Raw genomic sequence first — 16072 nt, forward strand, 5'->3', positions numbered from 1 at the left:
ATATCATAATTTGTTCTTTTCATAAGTTAAAAGCTATGTTTTGTAATAAATTTAGAAAAAAATTTCCTATTTGAAGTTGAAATTTTATTAATTAATATTTTTTAGCAACACTGAGATTTAATAGATAAACTAAAAATTTTCAAAAATAAAAAAACATTCTTTGAAGAATGTTTAATTGTCAAAAATTAATGGCTAATTATACTAACTCAATAATTGCCATTTTAGCACTATCACCTTGACGTGGTGCCAATTTAATAATTCTGGTATATCCACCTTGACGATCCTTGTATTTTGGACCCAAGTTTTGGAATAAGTGAGTTAAGATTGGTGTTCCATCTTTGGTTGTTACCGGTCTTAAAAAAGCCACGGCACGACGACGTGCTGCAAGGGTATCTTTTTTTGCTAAGGTAATCATTTTTTCAACATGACGACGCAATTCTTTTGCTCTAACTTCAGTTGTAGTAATCCGTCCATGAACTAAAACATCAGTTGCTAAACTACGAGTTACATGTTTTCTTCAAGTCGTATTACGACGAAATAGTTGTTTTGGATTGGCCATTATTCATCTCCTTTATTTAATTTAATATCATGTTCTTCTAATTTATCAACGATTTCTTGAACAGATTTTTTTCCTAAATTTTTAATATTTTCTAATTCTTCAATTGTTAATTGTTGTAGATCAGAAATACGACGGTATTTTGCACGGCGCAAAGCATTTAAAGATCTAATTGATAAGTCTAGTGTTTGAATATCTGCTGAATTTAATTTTGGTGCTTCTTCTTTTTGTTTTTCTTGCTCAAAAATTTCACTTTCTTGCAAGTTTTCTACATTAGCCATTTTGCTTAAATGTCCAATCAAAATTTTAGCAGCTTGAGCTAAAGCCGTTTTGGCATCAATTGTACCATCTGTAGTAATGTTAAAAGTTAATTTTTCTTGCACAATTGCCGCTGCTGAATTTAATTCATCTGAAAAATAATGTACATTTTTAACAGGTGAAAAGTCAGAGTCAACTGCAATAAAAGCACCGGTTTTTAGTTTCGAATCTAAATTCTGTTGATTTTCATTAATGAAAATTTTATTTTCTTCAAAATCAGTATAACCACGACCTGAAGTGATAAAAATTTCTAATTCAAGCGCATTTTTAGCTTGAACATGAGCAATTTTTTGGTCGCTGTTAATAATTCGCACACCAGGAGGGCAAGAAATATCTTTAGCATAAACTTCGCCTACTTCATTAGCTTTTAATGAACATTTTAAAATTTCGCCATCTGGGAAAACGGCTTCATCATAAAAATATTTAACATCTTTGATGTTTGCTAAAATTGTCATAACATCTTCAACAACATGTGGTAACACAGAAAATTCGTGTTGCACATTATTAATTTTAACAGCAAAAGGCGCTACAGAAGTTACTGATGATAAAAGTGTTCTTCTTAAAGCGTTTCCTAATGTGTGAGCAAACCCTTTTTCTAAAGGTTGAACCTCAAAAGTAGTACTATAATCCGAATTGCGTTTGGCAATATTTTCAGTGTAGGTAATTGGAACCATTTTTTTCATTTTAGACTACCCCTTTTCTATCTTTTTGTTGCTCTTTTTAAAACTTTTTTCGGTGGACGTGTTCCGTTGTGAGGGATTGGTGTTACATCCTTAACTTCTTTAACAATAATCCCTGAGACTTCGATTTGTTTACGCGCTGCGTCTTTACCGGGTCCTAAACCACGTAGTTCCACACGCACTTCTTTTACACCATGCTCTTTAGCAGCTTCTGAAGCGGCTGCAGCAGCTAAACCTGCAGCATAAGGAGTTTTTTTCTTAGTTCCTTTATAACCAATTGCTCCTGAAGATGATCAAGCAAAGACATTACCTTGTTCATCAGCGAAAGAAACGATAGTATTTTGGTGAGTTGAATGAATGTGTGCCACACCACTTGTAATATTTTTACGTTTAACTTTTCTTGCCATATCTTATTTACCTTTCTTTCCAGCCACAGTTTTTCTTGGACCTTTACGAGTACGCGCATTTTTCTGAGTCACTTGACCACGTACTGGTAATCCTTTTCTATGTCTAATTCCCCGGTAAGTTTTGATTTCCATTAAACGTTTAATGTTTAATGATACTTCACGACGTAAGTCTCCTTCAGTCATATAATTTTTAGCAATATCTCTAATTTTACTTAGTTGCTCTTCTGATAAATCTTTTACCCGAATATTTTCATCGATATTTGCTTTTTGCAAAATTTCTTGTGATAATGATTTTCCAATTCCATAAATGTAAGTTAATGAAATAACTACTCTTTTATTATTAGGAATTTCAACATTTAAAACTCTAGCCATTTAATCTCTCCTTAATTTTTATCCTTGTCTTTGTTTATGTTTTGGTAATATACAAATTACTCTAATAATTCCATGACGTTTAATAATTTTACAGTCTTTACACATTTTTTTAACTGATGCTCTAACTTTCATTTTGACTCCTTATTGTTTTTCTTTGTTATGATTTGATTTATTTACGACGATAAACAATTCGTCCTTTAGTTAAATCGTAAGTACTGATTTCAACATCAACTGAATCTCCAGGAATAATTTTGATATGGTATACTTTCATTTTTCCTGAAACATGAGCTAAAATTTTTAAGCCATTTTCTAATTCTACTTCGTATTCAGTTGATGAAAAAGCTTTAGTAACTTTTCCAATCATTTTAATTGCATCTTTTGCCATTTAAATCCCTTCATTATCGGTTAATACTATAGCATAGCCATTTTTGATTACTAATGTTTGTTCATAATGGGCTGCTTTGTGTTTGCTTTGTGACACTACAGTTCAACGATCTGGTTTTATAAAAATTTTTGCTGAACCTTGTAAAATCATTGGTTCAATGCAAATTACCATGTTGTCACGCAATAATAAACCTTTGCCTACTTGACCATAATTTTCAACATATGGTTCTTCATGCAGAGCTTTACCAATTCCGTGACCAGAAAATTCTTTAGGAGTATAACAACCATGAGCTTGAATAACTTTAAAAATTGCTGCACCAACATCACCTAAGCGTGCCCCGGGTTTAATTGCATTTACTCCAGCTCAAAAAGCTTCTTTAGCAACTGTAATTAATTTTTCATTTTCTGGCGTTGTAATGCCAATACTTTTAGTAAAAGCTGAATCAGCATAGTAATTTTCAAAAATTACACCCATGTCAACTGATAGTAAATCACCATTTCGCAAAATCCGGTCATCAGGAATTCCGTGGATTAATTCTTCATTTAGTGAAGCACAGATTGTAGCAGGGAAACCTTGGTAGCCTAAAAAAGCTGGTTTACCACCGCGTTTTGTAGTTTCTTGAAAAGCGATTGAGTCGAGTTCTTTTAAAGAAACACCTGGCTGAATGGCTTCAAAAATAATTTTTTTTACTTCAGCTAGGATTTGTGAGGCTTTGGTAATTTTAGCGATTTCTTGTTCTGTTTTTAAACTAACCACTAAAAACCTCGGTAATAACTTTGTCTACTAATTCATCGACCGGCAATGTAGCATCAAAAACTTTTAATTTACCTTGATGACGATAGTAGTCAATTAGTTGTTTAGTTTGTTGTTCATAAACCTCTAAACGCTTAATGACTGCTGTTTCGGTATCATCTGGACGTTGCAGCAAGGTTGCACCATCTAATTCACATGTTGTTCCAGTTTTTGAAGGTTTAAAATCAAGATGGTAAGTTGCACTACATTGAGGGCAATAACGACGTTTTGACAAACGTGATACTAACACTTCACGTGGCGCTTCTAGTAAAACAACATAGTCAATTATTACAGCCTGATGATCTAAAAATTGCGCTTGATCAATTGTACGAGGGTAACCATCAAAAATAAAGTGTTGTTTAGCCTCATTTAATGCTTGAATTTTTGCAGCAACAATTTGATTAGTAATTTCATCAGGAACATACAAACCAGATTCAACAATATTTTTCAACTCAATCCCTAATGGTGTTGCTAATCTGATTTGTTCGCGAAAAATTTCGCCAGTGGAAACATGTTGAATTTCAACTTTGTGAGTCATAGCACTTGCTAACGTTCCCTTACCAGCACCAGGTGCTCCTAAAAAAATTAGGTTTTTTATTATCATAAAATATCCCCTCTTTTACTTTTTCTAGCAAGTTTCTGTGCTGAAATGGCTTTAGCATGACGTTGTTTTCTTAGTGCAAGTACATTAATTTTTTGTCTTGCACTAATTTGTGAAATTGTTTCAATTGCAGTTGAAACTAGAATGATAATTGAAGTTCCGCCAAATGTAATTTGAGGAGGCATACCTAACATTCTTTGAATTTGCTCAGCCGAACCTAAAAGTGATAGATAAAAAGCTGAAAAAACAGATAAACGTAATACAACTGAAATTAAATAATCTTCGGTTTGCTCTCCCGGGCGAATCCCAGGAATGAAAGTTGAATTTTTTCCAAAATCTTCAACAATTTTATCAATTCTTGATTGTTGTAATCCCATTAAAATTGTAAAAATGAAAGTAACAATAATTAAAATCGTTAATCCAATAGGATGATTTGGTAATAAATTATTTTCAATTCAATATCTAGCGTGTGATGTGTATGGATCAAATAATGATGCAATCATTACTGGAGTTGATACTACAATTAATGCAAAAATTAATGGCATCACACCCGCCGGATTAACTTTAATTGGTAAATAAGAAATATCTTTATGGTTTTTAGCTAGTCCAGCCCCGGTCTGTTGAATTGGAATGTGTCGTTCAGCTAAATAGACATAAGCAACAATAAATAATACACTTAAAAAAATTAATAAATAAGTTGCAAAATAAATAATCCCTGAAACCGTAGCGCTTGAGGTTCCACCAACTAAAAATTCATAAGCTAGTTTAAATTTACTTGGTAATTGTGTAGCAATTCCTGCAAAAATTAATAATGAAGTTCCGTTACCAACACCATTATTAGTGATTTGTTCGCCTAAAAATAAGGCAAACATTGATCCAGCAATTAATACTGTTGGTAGAACGAACCATTTAAAAGCAGCACTTTGATCAACGAATGTTACAAATGAACTTTCATCATAACCAATCAAAGTTCGAATTAGTACAATCGCTTGAACAATAGCGATAATGAAAGTTAAAAATCGCGTAATAATATTAATTTTTCTTCGTCCCAATGGCCCCGATTGACTTAGTCGATGAATTGGCGGAAATAATTTAGTTTGGGCAATCATCATAATAAGTGAGGCAGTAATAAAAGGACTAATTCCTAATGCTAAAATTGAAAAATTAATTAATCCACCACCACCAACAATATTTAAGATTGAAAAAAATGTTGATTGCGACGCGCCAGAATTCCCTGATAATTTTAAGCCCGGAACTGTTATTGTTCCAGCAACAACAAAAATTGTTAATAGTACAAAAGTATAAATAATTTTTTTAGTTAATATTTTTTCACGAAAAAAATCTGCAAATGTTTTTTTGAAAAAGAAAAAAACTTTTGAAAAAAGAAAGATAAAAAAATTAATCATTTTTTTCAAGAGTTTTATCATTTTATTGAACCTCGACTTTTCCCCCTGCTTTTTCAACAGCTTCACGAGCTGTTGTTGAAACGGCATTAACTTGAACGGTTAATTTTTTAGTTAATGTTCCGTTTGCTAAAAGCTTCACAGGTAATGTTGATTTTCTAGCTAATTTTTTTGCTAATAATGACTCTAAAGTCACAACATCACCATCATTATAAGCGGCATCTAATCCACTTAATGAAATAGTTTGGTATTCTACGTGATTTACATTTTTAAAGCCACGTTTTGGAATTCTTCTAAATCAAGGGTTTTGCCCTCCCTCAAATCCTAAACGTACTTCACCACGTTTTTTTTGCCCTGATTGTCCCTTACCAGCTTGTTTACCTTTACCAGCTGCATGACCACGACCTTTACGGTGTTTTTCTTTTTTAGAACCTAATGTTGGTTTTAAAGTATGTAACTCCATAGTTGATCCTTTCTTAACCTTGAAGCTTTGCAACATCAAGATCTCTTAATTTTGCAATCTCTTCAACAGTTCGTAATTTTTTAAGGGCATTAATAGTAGCTTGAACAATATTAGCTTTAGTTCTTGAACCATAGGTTTTAGTATAAATATCAGTGTAGCCTGCCAATTCAACCACAGCACGCACTGTTCCAGAAGAAATAATTCCTTTTCCTTTTGGAGCTGGTTTTAGTAAAACTTTTGAAGCTAAGAATTTTTCATTAATTTCATGTGGAATTGTTGATTTATTAACAATTGGTACGCTAATTAAGTTATTTTGAGCATCTTTAATTGCTTTTTTAATTGCATCTTGAACTTCATTAGCTTTACCATGCCCAAAACCTACACGACCTTTTTTATTTCCTACAACAACATAAGCTGAGAAGCTAAATCTTCTTCCCCCTTTAACAACTGTTGTTACCCGCGCGATGTTAATAACTCTTTCTTCATATTCACTTTGAGGTTGATTTTTATTAAATCCACCACGACGTTGATTATTACGACGTTGGTTGTTAAATGGTTGTTTGTGTGTTTCTTTAACTTCTTCTTTTTTAACAACAACTGTAGTAGTTGGTGCTGCTTCAGTAACTGTTTTTTGAGTTTCTAATTCTTTTTGTTCTACCATTAAAATTTCACTCCTTCTTTTCTAACGGCTTCAGCAAACGCTTTCACACGACCATGGTAAATGTAACCTGAACGATCAAAAATTACACTATCAATTTTTAAATCATGTAATTTTTGTCCCATAACAGTTCCCAATGCTGTCGCTGCAGCGATATTTCCACCAAAATTTGTGTCTTTAAGGGTTGAAACTGAAGTTAAAGTTTTGCCTGTTGTATCATCAATTAATTGTGCGTAAAAATTAGTGTGTGATTTATAAACTGCTAAACGAGGACGTTGTGCTGTTCCGGCGCTAAGTTTTGCAAGAATTCGGTAATGTTTTTTAATTCTTGCTTGATTTCTTGATAATTTTGCCATAAATTATTGTTACCTAAGACTACTTTGAAGCAGCTTTCCCTTCTTTTAGTTTAATCACTTCATCTTTATACATAATTCCTTTTCCTGAATAAGGATTAGGTTTTCTAATTTTACGTACAATTGCCGCAAATTGACCAACAGCTTGTTTGTCAATTCCTTTAATAATTACTTGCGTTGGTTTTGGCACTTCCACAGTTAAGTTTTGTGGCACTTCCACAAAAACTGGATGTGAGTATCCAGCCCCCACTTCTAATGTTGTTCCGTTTAATGTTGCTTTGTAACCAACACCTTTGATTTCTAATTCTTTTTCAAATCCGGTTGAAACACCTTTAATCATTCCTGCAAGTAATGAGTTAGTTGTTCCGTGTAATTGTTTAGTATGTTTTAATTCATTAGCTCTTTGTGTTGTAACTAAATTATTATCCACTGTAATAGCAATTAGTGGTGAAAAATTTCTAGTTAATGTTCCTAATTTTCCTTTAACTTCAACAAGTGATCCATTAATAATAAGTTCAGTACCTTCTGGTAAAGTTAAAATCCGATTTCCAACTCTAGACATACTTACCTAAACCTATCAAACATAGGCAATGACTTCACCACCTAGTTTTTCCTTTCTTGCTTGTTTATCGGTTAAAAAACCTTTTGAAGTTGAAATAATTGCAGTTCCGTAACCTGAAAGTACACGTGGTAAATTTTGGGCTGAAGAATAAACTTTTAGACCTGGTTTTGAAATTTTTTTCATTCCAGTAATTGCGCTTGTTGTTCCTTTATATTTTAAATTAACAACAATCATTTTGTGAATGCCTTCACCTTGAGTTTCGAAGCTATTAATATATCCTTCTTCTAAAACAATTTCTAAAATTTTCACTTTTTTGTTTGAATAAGGAATGTTAACTGATTTGTGTTTTCTTGAAGTAGCATTTTTGATTCTAACAATCATATCTGCTATTGGATCGGTAATTATTGCCATTATCAACTCGCTTTCTTAATTCCTGGAATCTGTCCGCTGTGTGCTAATCTTCTAAAACAAATCCGGCAAACTTCAAACTTACGCATGACAGCATGTGGACGTCCACAAATTTGACATCTTGTATATTTACGAACAGCAAATTTTGGGGTTTTAGCTGCTTTAACTTTTAATGATTTTTTTGCCATAGTCTCCTATTTCTCCACTCCTGCAAACGGCATTCCTAATTTTTCTAATAATAACTTAGCTTCAGCATCGGTCTTAGCTGTAGTTACGATAATTACATCTAAACCTTTTACACGACGAATATTTTCAAATTTAATTTCAGGGAAAATAATTTGTTCTTTAATACCTAATGAATAATTTCCGCTACCATCAAAGGCTTTGGGATTTACTCCACGAAAATCACGAATTCTCGGAATTGAAACACTAATTAATTTAGTTAGAAAATCCCACATTTTATCTTTTCTTAGTGTTACTTTAGCTCCCATGTCCATTCCTTCACGCAATTTTCATGAAGCTAAAGATTTTTTGGCAACAGTTCTTGCTGGCTTTTGTCCAGAAATTAAAGTAATTTCATTCATAACTTCATCAAAAGCTTTTTTGTCATTCACTTCTCTACCAACAGTCATGTTTAATACCACTTTTTCAATTTTAGGAATTTCCATTACTGATGAGTAGTTAAATTGACTTTGTAAAGCTGGTTTGACTTCATTATTGTATTTCGCTTTCAATACATTCATCTTAATCAATTACCTTTCCAGTTTTTTTAGCCACACGAACTCTTAAACCATCTTTCACTAAATAACCAATTCTAGTATATTCAGCTGGTTTATCTTTACTTGCTTTTTTTAATAAGTAAGCTACGTTAGAAGCATCAATTGGTGCTTCAAATGTTTCGATTCCACCTTCTGTTTTTTGTTGTGAAGGTTTAACGTGTTTTGTAACTACGTTAATATCTTTAATTGTTAAACGGTTAACTTTGGGGAAGACTTGTAAAACTTTTCCTGTTTTGCCTTTATGAGAACCAGCAATAACAATTACTTCATCATTAACTTTAAATTTCATTGTTATTCCTTTCTATAATACCTCAGGTGCTAGCGAAACAATTTTCATGTAACCTTTTTCACGAATTTCACGTGCCACCGGCCCAAATACCCGAGTTCCTCTTGGTGAACCATCTTCCTTAATAATCACAACCGCATTATCATCAAAACGAATGTGAGTTCCGTTTTTACGTTTAATTCCGTAAGTTGATCTCACAATCACTGCCTTAACAACTTGTCCTTCTTTAACAATCCCGTTTGGTAATGCTTTTTTAACTGAACAAACAATTACATCACCAATATTAGAAGTTTTTTTAACAGAACCACCTAGGTTACGAATTAACCCTACTTCTTTTGCTCCTGAGTTATCAGCAACAACTAATCTTGACTGTTCTTGAACCATTCTTAATTACCTGCCTTTGCTGCTTCTTTAACTTCTAATAAACGAAACCTTTTTGTTTTTGATAATGGGCGAGTTTCTGAAATTCTTACTACATCACCAATATTAGCAACTTCTTGTTCATCATGTGAAGCAAAACGTTTTGTTGTTCTAAAACGCTTTCCATATAATGGGTGTTTTGAGTATGTTGATACTTCAACGATAATAGTTTTAGCATTTTTATTTGAAACAACAACGCCGGTTAGGGTTTTACGAGTATTTCTTTTAGTTTCCATTATTTACTCTCCTTAGATGATGTTGCTTCCGCCATTTTAATTTGTTTAATAGCTGTTAAAACTTTAGCGATGTCACGACGTACTAATTTAATTTTGTGAGTTTTATCTTGTTGACCAGTTGAATTTTTAAAACGTAACAAAAATAATTCTGCTTTAAATTCTTCAATCAACTTTTCTAATTCAGGAAGTGATTTTGATTTTAAATCTTTAAAAACCATAATTACGCCACTCCTTCTTGTTTTGTTGCTTCTACTATTTTTACTTTAACCGGTAGTTTGTGACCACCTAACCTTAGGGCATCTTTAGCGATATCTTCTTTAACACCTGAAACTTCGAACATCATAGTGTCAACTTTAACAACCGCTACTCATTTATCAGGTGTACCTTTACCAGATCCCATTCTTACCCCAATTGGTTTTGAAGTTAGTGATAAGTGCGGGAAAATCCGAATAAACACTTGCCCTTCACGTCCCATTCTTCTGGTAATTGCAATTCTGGCTGATTCAATTTGACGTGATGTTACTCAAGCTGAAGTTTTAGCTTGTAATCCAAATTCTCCAAAAGAAACTTTATTTCCTCTGAAAGCTTTTCCTGAGTCGTGATTAATTCTAAAGTTTCTACGGTATTTAGTTCTTTTTGGTTGTAACATTATTTGTCACCTTCTTTAACTTCACCTAATGAAATTCATACCTTAATTCCTAAAGCTCCGTATGTTGTTCGTGCTGTTGCTTGTGCATAATCAACATTTTGTCTTAATGTATGTAATTTCATTTCACCTTCAGTATATCCTTCAGTACGAGCCATATCAACTCCATTTAAACGACCTGAAACTTGAGTTTTAATTCCTTTTGCCCCCGCTTTTAATGCATTACGAATTGCAAATTTTTGTGCTTGACGAAATGCTCCACGGTTTTCTAAACGCATAGCAATTTGTTCCGCAACTAAACGAGCATTTAGTTCTGGATGTGCAATTTCCCGAACATCAATTTTTAAATCTAATTTTTTGTTTTTAGTAAATTTTTGGATTGCTAATGTCATTTTCTTAACATTTTCCCCACCTTGACCTAAAATAACTCCAGGTTTTGCAGTGTGGATTGTTAATGTAACACGATTATTTTGATCTCTTTGGATTTCAACATTTCCAATTTGGTACTCACGTACAAATTTTTCAACATATTCTCTAATTTTTACATCTTCTAATAAATTAGCAGCAAAATTTGCCTTAGTTGCAAATCATGTTGCATTGTGCTTACGAGTAATCCCGAATCTAAACCCATTTGGATTAACTTTTTGTCCCATAAATTACTCTCCTATCTTTCATCTAATGTAATTGAGAAATGTGATGTTCTTTTTAAAATTCTATAAGCTCTACCTCTTTGACGTGGTTGAAATCTTTTTAGTGTTGGACCTTCATTAACAAGAATTTCTGAAACATATAATGTTTCTCCATTCATTCCATGATTGTTAACTGCATTAGCGATTGCTGAATTTAATAACTTAATAAATAACTTGGCTGATTTTTTGTTTGTATGGTGCAAAATTCCTAATGCTTCAGTAGTGGTTTTACCTCTAAATAAATCTGCTACTAATCGCGCTTTTTGAGCTGATACTCTTTGAACTTTTAAATGTGCTTTTGCCTGCATTATTTTTTCTTCCCTTTATCAGCACCGTGACCTGTGTAAGTTCTAGTTGGAGAAAATTCTCCTAACTTATGTCCTACCATGTCTTCTGTTACAAACACATCATTAAAAATTTTGCCATTGTGTACTTGGAATGTCAAACCAACAAATTCAGGGAAGATGGTTGATCTTCTTGATCAAGTTTTAATTGGTTTTTTCACTTTTTGATCTTGCATTGCAGCAGCTTTTTTTAACAAGTAGTCATCTGCAAATGGACCTTTTTTCAATGATCTAGCCATTATTTACTTCCCTTTCTTCTTCTGATAATTAATTTAGTTGAAGATTTTTTATTATTTCTTGTTTTCACACCAAGTGCTTTTTTACCTCAAGGAGTTAAAGGAGCTTTACGACCAACTGGTTGTTTCCCTTCTCCCCCTCCATGTGGGTGATCTACCGGGTTCATTACAGAACCTCTAACTGTAGGTCTTACACCTAATTTACGGTTACGTCCAGCTTTACCAATGTTTACCAATGAATGCTCTTCGTTTCCGACTGTTCCAATTGTTGCACGACAACGCGCTAAAACACGACGTACTTCACCAGATTTTAACTTTAGAACAACATATTTACCTGATTCATCTTTACCTAAAATTTGGGCACTTGAACCAGCTGAACGAGCAATAACCCCTCCACCTAATGGTTGCATTTCGATGTTATGTACAACAGTACCTTCAGGAATGTTTGCCAATGGTAAAGCATTTCCAACTAAAATGTCAACATTTTCTCCAGAAATAACTTTTTGACCGATTTGTAATCCTTTAGGAGTTAAAATGTAACGTTTTTCACCATCTAAATAACTAATAAGTGAAATGTTTGCTGATCTATTTGGATCGTATTCAATTGTTTTTACAGTTCCTGGAATATTATCTTTATTTCTTTTGAAATCAATAATCCGATAGAAACGTTTGTTTCTTCCACCTTGGTGACGCACAGTGATCTTACCACCATGATTACGTCCTGATTTTTTCTTTAAAATTACTAATAAAGATTTTTCAGGTTCATGCCCAGATAAATTGGCATTGTAATCAAGCGAAGTCATATGACGACGACCGTTTGTTGTGGCTTTAAATTTTTTAATTGCCATGTGGTCTTTTGTCCTTTCTTGCTTAAAAATATTTGCGGTGTTTTTCTTTTAAGCAAAACACTTACCGCTTTAATTATGCTTCGTCTTTTTTTGATTCAGCTGCTGCTAATTTAGCTGCTGCTTTTAGTTCAGCTTCTGATTTTTCTTTAACTTTTGGAGCTTTTTCAGAAGTTGTTTCTGCTTCAACAACCTCTTCATCTCCGTATAAATTAATAAAATTACCTTCAGCTAATTTTACAATTGCTTTTTTATAAGCTGTTGTAAATCCTGCGAAACGACCTAATTTTTTAGGTTTTTTAGGAACATTAAAAATGTTGATTGAAACTACTTTAACATCAAAAATGTATTCAACAGCCTTTTTAATTTCTGTTTTATTGCTACGACGATCAACTGCAAAAGTGTAAAAACCTTCTTGCATTTGTTGATGTGTTTTTTCAGTTAAAATTGGTTTTTTAATAATTTCATTAACATTCATTATTTCACCAATCCTTCTAAGTACTTAATATCACTTTCACTAATTATTAAGGCATCAGCTCTAACTAATTGTTCAACAGATAATGAAGCCACCTTGACAACAACAACATTTTTTAAGTTTCTTGCTGATTTAAAAACATTTTCATCATTAGAAACAACAACAACGTATCTCAATTGATCTAGTTGGTCTTGTTTTAAAGTTGCTACTAATTCTTTAGTTGAAATTTTTGATAATGTTAATTCTTTTACTAAAACTTCTTGTGCTGTCGCTAATTCTGTTAAGGCTGAACACAATGCTAATTTTCTAACTTTTTTATTAACTTTTAACTCATAGTTACGATTAGTAGTTGGTCCAAAAGCGCGTCCCCCACCAACAAATACAGGTGTTCTTAATGATGCTGTTCTTGCTTTACCAGTACCTTTTTGTGCTCAAGGTTTTTTACCAGTCCCACTTACTTCACCACGATTTTTAACTTTGTGAGTCCCTTGTCTTTTTGAAGCTCTTTCTGACAAAATAGTGTCATAAATCGCTTGTGAAGAAATTTCCGCCAATCCAAATACATTTTTTGGAAGTGTAATTGTTGGAGTGAATTGAACTTTCGTAACCGCCTTAGCTGTTACAACAGGAGTTTTTTCTGATTGAGATTTTTGTACTTTATCAGCCATTATTTATGCTCCTCACTTTGCTTTGCTTTTGCTTCATCCACCAATTGTTGCATTTCTTGAACGCTCATGTCTGAGTTTAGATCTAAGTGTAATTTTTTAGATTGTTCTAGTAAATGGTTTTTAATCATTTCTTCTTCAAGGTTAACAAGTTTAACTGCTTCTTTTGCAGGTAGTCCTTTAACTGCTTGTTTAATTACTACAAATGATTTTTTAGGTCCTGGCACAGATCCTTTAACTAACAAAATATTGTTAACTAAATCAATTTTTACGATTTCTAAATTTTGAACTGTTCTTTTAGCATTTCCGTGTTGTCCAGGCATTGTCATTCCTTTAACAACTTTATTTCCAGAAATATCCCCTAATGATCCAGTTTGACGAACCGGCTTTGATCCACCACCACCACCATGTGATTTAGGACCAATTTTTTGATTATGTCTTTTAATTGTTCCGGAAAAACCTTTTCCTTTTGATGTCCCAGTTACATCAACTAGCTCTCCAACTTGAAAGATTGATGAATCAATGGTTTGACCTAATTCAAAACCGGACATTCCTCTAATTTCTTTCACGAAGCGCTTAGGTGCTGTATTAGCTTTTTTAAAGTGGCCAACAGCAGGTTTAGTTTGTCTTTTTAGTTTAACATCAACTAAACCGATTTGTAGGGCGTTATAACCATCTTTATCTTGCAATAAAATTTGTGTTACAACATTTGGTTGAACTTCAATTACAGTTACAGGAATAATTGTTCCGTGGTCTGAGTAAACTTGAGTCATCCCAATCTTTTTTCCTAAGATTCCTTTCATATTGTTCCTTTCAATATTTTTAATTATTTAACAGCTAATGATATAGCAGCACCAGCAGGTAATTCAGTACGCTTAATTTTGTCAATTAATGCTTCTGTTGGTTTGTAGATTACAATTAATCTTTTGTGTGTTCTACTTTCGAATTGTTCACGTGATTTTTTGTTAACGTGCACAGATCTTAAAATTGTAAACACTTCACGTTTTGTTGGTAATGGTACAGGTCCACTAACTTTTAAACCTACGTCTTTAGCTGCTTGTACGATTTTTAAAGCAGCTGCATCCACAAGTCTAAAATCAAACGCTTTAACTTTGATTTCTAGTTTTTGCATTGTTGTCTCCTTCGTTCCTAATTTGAACAAGCTCCACATTAAAACTGATATCCAGCAACAACTATTCTTGGAGTATCACAACCTAATGTTTCATAGCCCTATATAATAATAAGGTTTTTGAATTATACATCAAATAATTTTTATGATAAATATTTTGTTATTTTTTTCATATTATTAGCTTAAAATAAGCAAATTTTTATAATTTAGTTTTATTTTCAAAAATGCAAAAATATATGCTATTTTTTTTAGATGAATTATTAAAAACCACTTTTAATGATAAAAAAAATCATTAAAAGTGGTTAAAAAATAAATCTTATGGCTTAAATAAACAATAAAATAAATAGTGCTTTTGCTATTGAAAAACATTAGGTTTCTTGTTTTATTTAAAAAATAATCATTAAATTAATAAAAATCTATGTCATTAGAGCAGTGAACACAATAAAAATTTAATAAAACTTTTTTCAATTTTTTAAGTTCAGAAATTTAAAAATAATAATTGTATTTTTGAAATTTTTTTCTAGATTTAGAAAATTTATGAATTTGTTTTTTAGTTGCTATATTTCATTGATCACCTTTATATTTGCTGATTATTGCGTCATTGATTAATATGTTTTGGCATCAACATTTTTTAGCTAATTTTTTAAAAAGTTTTTTTCTAGCTTTTTTTGCTAGATTAAGATTGAAACTATTAATTTCAATTGGATAATAATTTTTCATTTTTCCTCATTTCTCATAAATAAAAGTCGTTTTTAAACAACTAATCTAAAAGGGTTTAATTTTTTACCCATTTATATATCGCAAGAAATTAAGAATTTTGATAAAAAATTAATAAAAATTATTGTTTAATAGTGTTTTTTGTAAAAAAGCGTCAAAAATGACGCTTTGAGTAATAACAAAATAATCACTTTAATTTGTTAAGGTTTAATTAGTTAGTGTTTCATTAATTGCTTTAGCTATTGCTTTTGAGGTGTTACCCACAATTAAATTAACACTCTTGGAAGATACAACGACCCCCGAAATACCTTTTAATTTTAAAATATTTTCATTATTTATTGTGCTTGTGTCATTTAAATCAATTCGCACTTTATTATATGTAAAAGAGCAATTTTGGATGTTACTAATTCCGCCAATTTCTTGGTATAAATCTTGTAAATTAAAAGGTACATTGTCTGAATATGACAAATAATCTTTTTTTTCGGTTCTATATCTTTTTCAATATAGTTTAATTAACCCAAATGTCACAATAATTAATAATGTGTGTAGAAATTTTTCTTTTTTTGTCATCATTATTCCTTTGCGTAAAAATAAATTAGTTTGGAAAAAATTTTGATATTATAATTCTTATATAATTTTATATTAAA

Annotated in this window: 29 protein-coding genes and 1 pseudogene; all 30 read right to left on the minus strand. The window is 31.9% G+C overall.

The window, feature by feature from the left end; all coding sequences use genetic code 4:
• Nucleotides 1–196 precede the first annotated feature (196 nt).
• On the minus strand, nt 197–559 hold the full coding sequence (gene rplQ, locus ACW95P_RS00930; protein WP_457961350.1) for a 50S ribosomal protein L17: 363 nt from the start codon (nt 557–559) through the stop codon (nt 197–199).
• Nucleotides 559–1557: a DNA-directed RNA polymerase subunit alpha gene (locus tag ACW95P_RS00935; RefSeq protein ID WP_457961351.1), complete on the minus strand. Its 999-nt coding sequence runs from the start codon at nt 1555–1557 to the stop codon at nt 559–561. Before ACW95P_RS00935 ends, rplQ begins: the two co-directional genes overlap by 1 nt.
• Nucleotides 1558–1574: 17 nt before the next feature.
• Nucleotides 1575–1961: a 30S ribosomal protein S11 gene (rpsK, locus tag ACW95P_RS00940; RefSeq protein WP_457961352.1), complete on the minus strand. Its 387-nt coding sequence runs from the start codon at nt 1959–1961 to the stop codon at nt 1575–1577.
• 3 nt (nt 1962–1964) lie between these two features.
• Complete coding sequence (gene rpsM / locus ACW95P_RS00945) at nt 1965–2333, minus strand: 30S ribosomal protein S13 (RefSeq protein ID WP_457961353.1); 369 nt, start codon at nt 2331–2333, stop codon at nt 1965–1967.
• Between the two features lie 18 nt (nt 2334–2351).
• Nucleotides 2352–2465 (minus strand): 50S ribosomal protein L36, encoded by a 114-nt coding sequence (gene rpmJ / locus ACW95P_RS00950; RefSeq protein WP_457961354.1) that lies wholly within the window; start codon nt 2463–2465, stop codon nt 2352–2354.
• A 37-nt stretch (nt 2466–2502) separates the two neighbouring features.
• A complete protein-coding gene (gene infA, locus ACW95P_RS00955) occupies nt 2503–2718 on the minus strand; it encodes a translation initiation factor IF-1 (protein WP_457961355.1) in 216 nt (71 codons plus the stop codon).
• The gene (map, locus tag ACW95P_RS00960) at nt 2719–3474 is read right to left on the minus strand and encodes a type I methionyl aminopeptidase (RefSeq protein ID WP_457961356.1); all 756 of its coding nucleotides are present in this window, start codon (nt 3472–3474) and stop codon (nt 2719–2721) included.
• A complete protein-coding gene (locus ACW95P_RS00965) occupies nt 3467–4114 on the minus strand; it encodes an adenylate kinase family protein (RefSeq protein ID WP_457961357.1) in 648 nt (215 codons plus the stop codon). Before ACW95P_RS00965 ends, map begins: the two co-directional genes overlap by 8 nt.
• Complete coding sequence (secY, locus tag ACW95P_RS00970; protein ID WP_457961358.1) at nt 4108–5517, minus strand: preprotein translocase subunit SecY; 1410 nt, start codon at nt 5515–5517, stop codon at nt 4108–4110. The genes ACW95P_RS00965 and secY overlap by 7 nt, the downstream gene beginning before the upstream one ends.
• Before the next feature lie 22 nt (nt 5518–5539).
• On the minus strand, nt 5540–5977 hold the full coding sequence (rplO, locus tag ACW95P_RS00975) for a 50S ribosomal protein L15 (protein ID WP_457961359.1): 438 nt from the start codon (nt 5975–5977) through the stop codon (nt 5540–5542).
• 13 nt (nt 5978–5990) lie between these two features.
• The gene (gene rpsE / locus ACW95P_RS00980; RefSeq protein WP_457961360.1) at nt 5991–6638 is read right to left on the minus strand and encodes a 30S ribosomal protein S5; all 648 of its coding nucleotides are present in this window, start codon (nt 6636–6638) and stop codon (nt 5991–5993) included.
• Entirely contained in the window at nt 6638–6991 is a 354-nt protein-coding gene (gene rplR, locus ACW95P_RS00985; RefSeq protein ID WP_457961361.1) for a 50S ribosomal protein L18, read from the minus strand. The genes rpsE and rplR overlap by 1 nt, the downstream gene beginning before the upstream one ends.
• 19 nt (nt 6992–7010) lie before the next feature.
• Nucleotides 7011–7550 (minus strand): 50S ribosomal protein L6, encoded by a 540-nt coding sequence (rplF, locus tag ACW95P_RS00990; RefSeq protein WP_457961362.1) that lies wholly within the window; start codon nt 7548–7550, stop codon nt 7011–7013.
• A 12-nt stretch (nt 7551–7562) separates the two neighbouring features.
• On the minus strand, nt 7563–7955 hold the full coding sequence (gene rpsH, locus ACW95P_RS00995) for a 30S ribosomal protein S8 (protein ID WP_457961413.1): 393 nt from the start codon (nt 7953–7955) through the stop codon (nt 7563–7565).
• Between the two features lie 5 nt (nt 7956–7960).
• On the minus strand, nt 7961–8146 hold the full coding sequence (locus ACW95P_RS01000; RefSeq protein WP_457961363.1) for a type Z 30S ribosomal protein S14: 186 nt from the start codon (nt 8144–8146) through the stop codon (nt 7961–7963).
• Between the two features lie 6 nt (nt 8147–8152).
• Nucleotides 8153–8701 (minus strand): 50S ribosomal protein L5, encoded by a 549-nt coding sequence (rplE, locus tag ACW95P_RS01005; protein ID WP_457961364.1) that lies wholly within the window; start codon nt 8699–8701, stop codon nt 8153–8155.
• A gap of 1 nt (nt 8702) precedes the next feature.
• Nucleotides 8703–9026: a 50S ribosomal protein L24 gene (gene rplX, locus ACW95P_RS01010; RefSeq protein WP_457961365.1), complete on the minus strand. Its 324-nt coding sequence runs from the start codon at nt 9024–9026 to the stop codon at nt 8703–8705.
• Between the two features lie 12 nt (nt 9027–9038).
• Nucleotides 9039–9407, minus strand: a complete 369-nt coding sequence (gene rplN / locus ACW95P_RS01015) for a 50S ribosomal protein L14 (protein WP_457961366.1) — start codon at nt 9405–9407, stop codon at nt 9039–9041.
• A 2-nt stretch (nt 9408–9409) separates the two neighbouring features.
• Nucleotides 9410–9679 (minus strand): 30S ribosomal protein S17, encoded by a 270-nt coding sequence (rpsQ, locus tag ACW95P_RS01020; RefSeq protein WP_457961367.1) that lies wholly within the window; start codon nt 9677–9679, stop codon nt 9410–9412.
• Nucleotides 9679–9897 (minus strand): 50S ribosomal protein L29, encoded by a 219-nt coding sequence (gene rpmC / locus ACW95P_RS01025; RefSeq protein WP_457961368.1) that lies wholly within the window; start codon nt 9895–9897, stop codon nt 9679–9681. The genes rpsQ and rpmC overlap by 1 nt, the downstream gene beginning before the upstream one ends.
• A 2-nt stretch (nt 9898–9899) precedes the next feature.
• A complete protein-coding gene (rplP, locus tag ACW95P_RS01030) occupies nt 9900–10328 on the minus strand; it encodes a 50S ribosomal protein L16 (protein ID WP_457961369.1) in 429 nt (142 codons plus the stop codon).
• Nucleotides 10328–10978 (minus strand): 30S ribosomal protein S3, encoded by a 651-nt coding sequence (gene rpsC / locus ACW95P_RS01035; RefSeq protein ID WP_457961370.1) that lies wholly within the window; start codon nt 10976–10978, stop codon nt 10328–10330. The genes rplP and rpsC overlap by 1 nt, the downstream gene beginning before the upstream one ends.
• 11 nt (nt 10979–10989) lie before the next feature.
• The gene (gene rplV, locus ACW95P_RS01040) at nt 10990–11322 is read right to left on the minus strand and encodes a 50S ribosomal protein L22 (RefSeq protein WP_457961371.1); all 333 of its coding nucleotides are present in this window, start codon (nt 11320–11322) and stop codon (nt 10990–10992) included.
• Nucleotides 11322–11597 carry a 30S ribosomal protein S19 gene (gene rpsS, locus ACW95P_RS01045; protein ID WP_457961372.1) on the minus strand — a complete coding sequence of 92 codons (276 nt, stop codon included), beginning with the start codon at nt 11595–11597 and terminating at the stop codon, nt 11322–11324. The genes rplV and rpsS overlap by 1 nt, the downstream gene beginning before the upstream one ends.
• Nucleotides 11597–12442, minus strand: coding sequence for a 50S ribosomal protein L2 (rplB, locus tag ACW95P_RS01050; protein WP_457961373.1), 846 nt, complete (start codon nt 12440–12442; stop codon nt 11597–11599). Before rplB ends, rpsS begins: the two co-directional genes overlap by 1 nt.
• A 73-nt stretch (nt 12443–12515) precedes the next feature.
• On the minus strand, nt 12516–12917 hold the full coding sequence (gene rplW / locus ACW95P_RS01055) for a 50S ribosomal protein L23 (protein ID WP_457961374.1): 402 nt from the start codon (nt 12915–12917) through the stop codon (nt 12516–12518).
• On the minus strand, nt 12917–13582 hold the full coding sequence (gene rplD / locus ACW95P_RS01060; RefSeq protein WP_457961375.1) for a 50S ribosomal protein L4: 666 nt from the start codon (nt 13580–13582) through the stop codon (nt 12917–12919). The genes rplW and rplD overlap by 1 nt, the downstream gene beginning before the upstream one ends.
• Nucleotides 13583–13722: 140 nt before the next feature.
• Nucleotides 13723–14382: pseudogene (rplC, locus tag ACW95P_RS01065) on the minus strand (50S ribosomal protein L3); the annotation flags it as partial.
• A gap of 23 nt (nt 14383–14405) precedes the next feature.
• Nucleotides 14406–14711: a 30S ribosomal protein S10 gene (gene rpsJ / locus ACW95P_RS01070; protein WP_457961377.1), complete on the minus strand. Its 306-nt coding sequence runs from the start codon at nt 14709–14711 to the stop codon at nt 14406–14408.
• A gap of 921 nt (nt 14712–15632) precedes the next feature.
• A complete protein-coding gene (locus tag ACW95P_RS01075; RefSeq protein ID WP_457961378.1) occupies nt 15633–15995 on the minus strand; it encodes a hypothetical protein in 363 nt (120 codons plus the stop codon).
• Nucleotides 15996–16072 lie beyond the last annotated feature (77 nt).

The sequence above is a fragment of the Mycoplasma pogonae genome, from assembly GCF_054170725.1.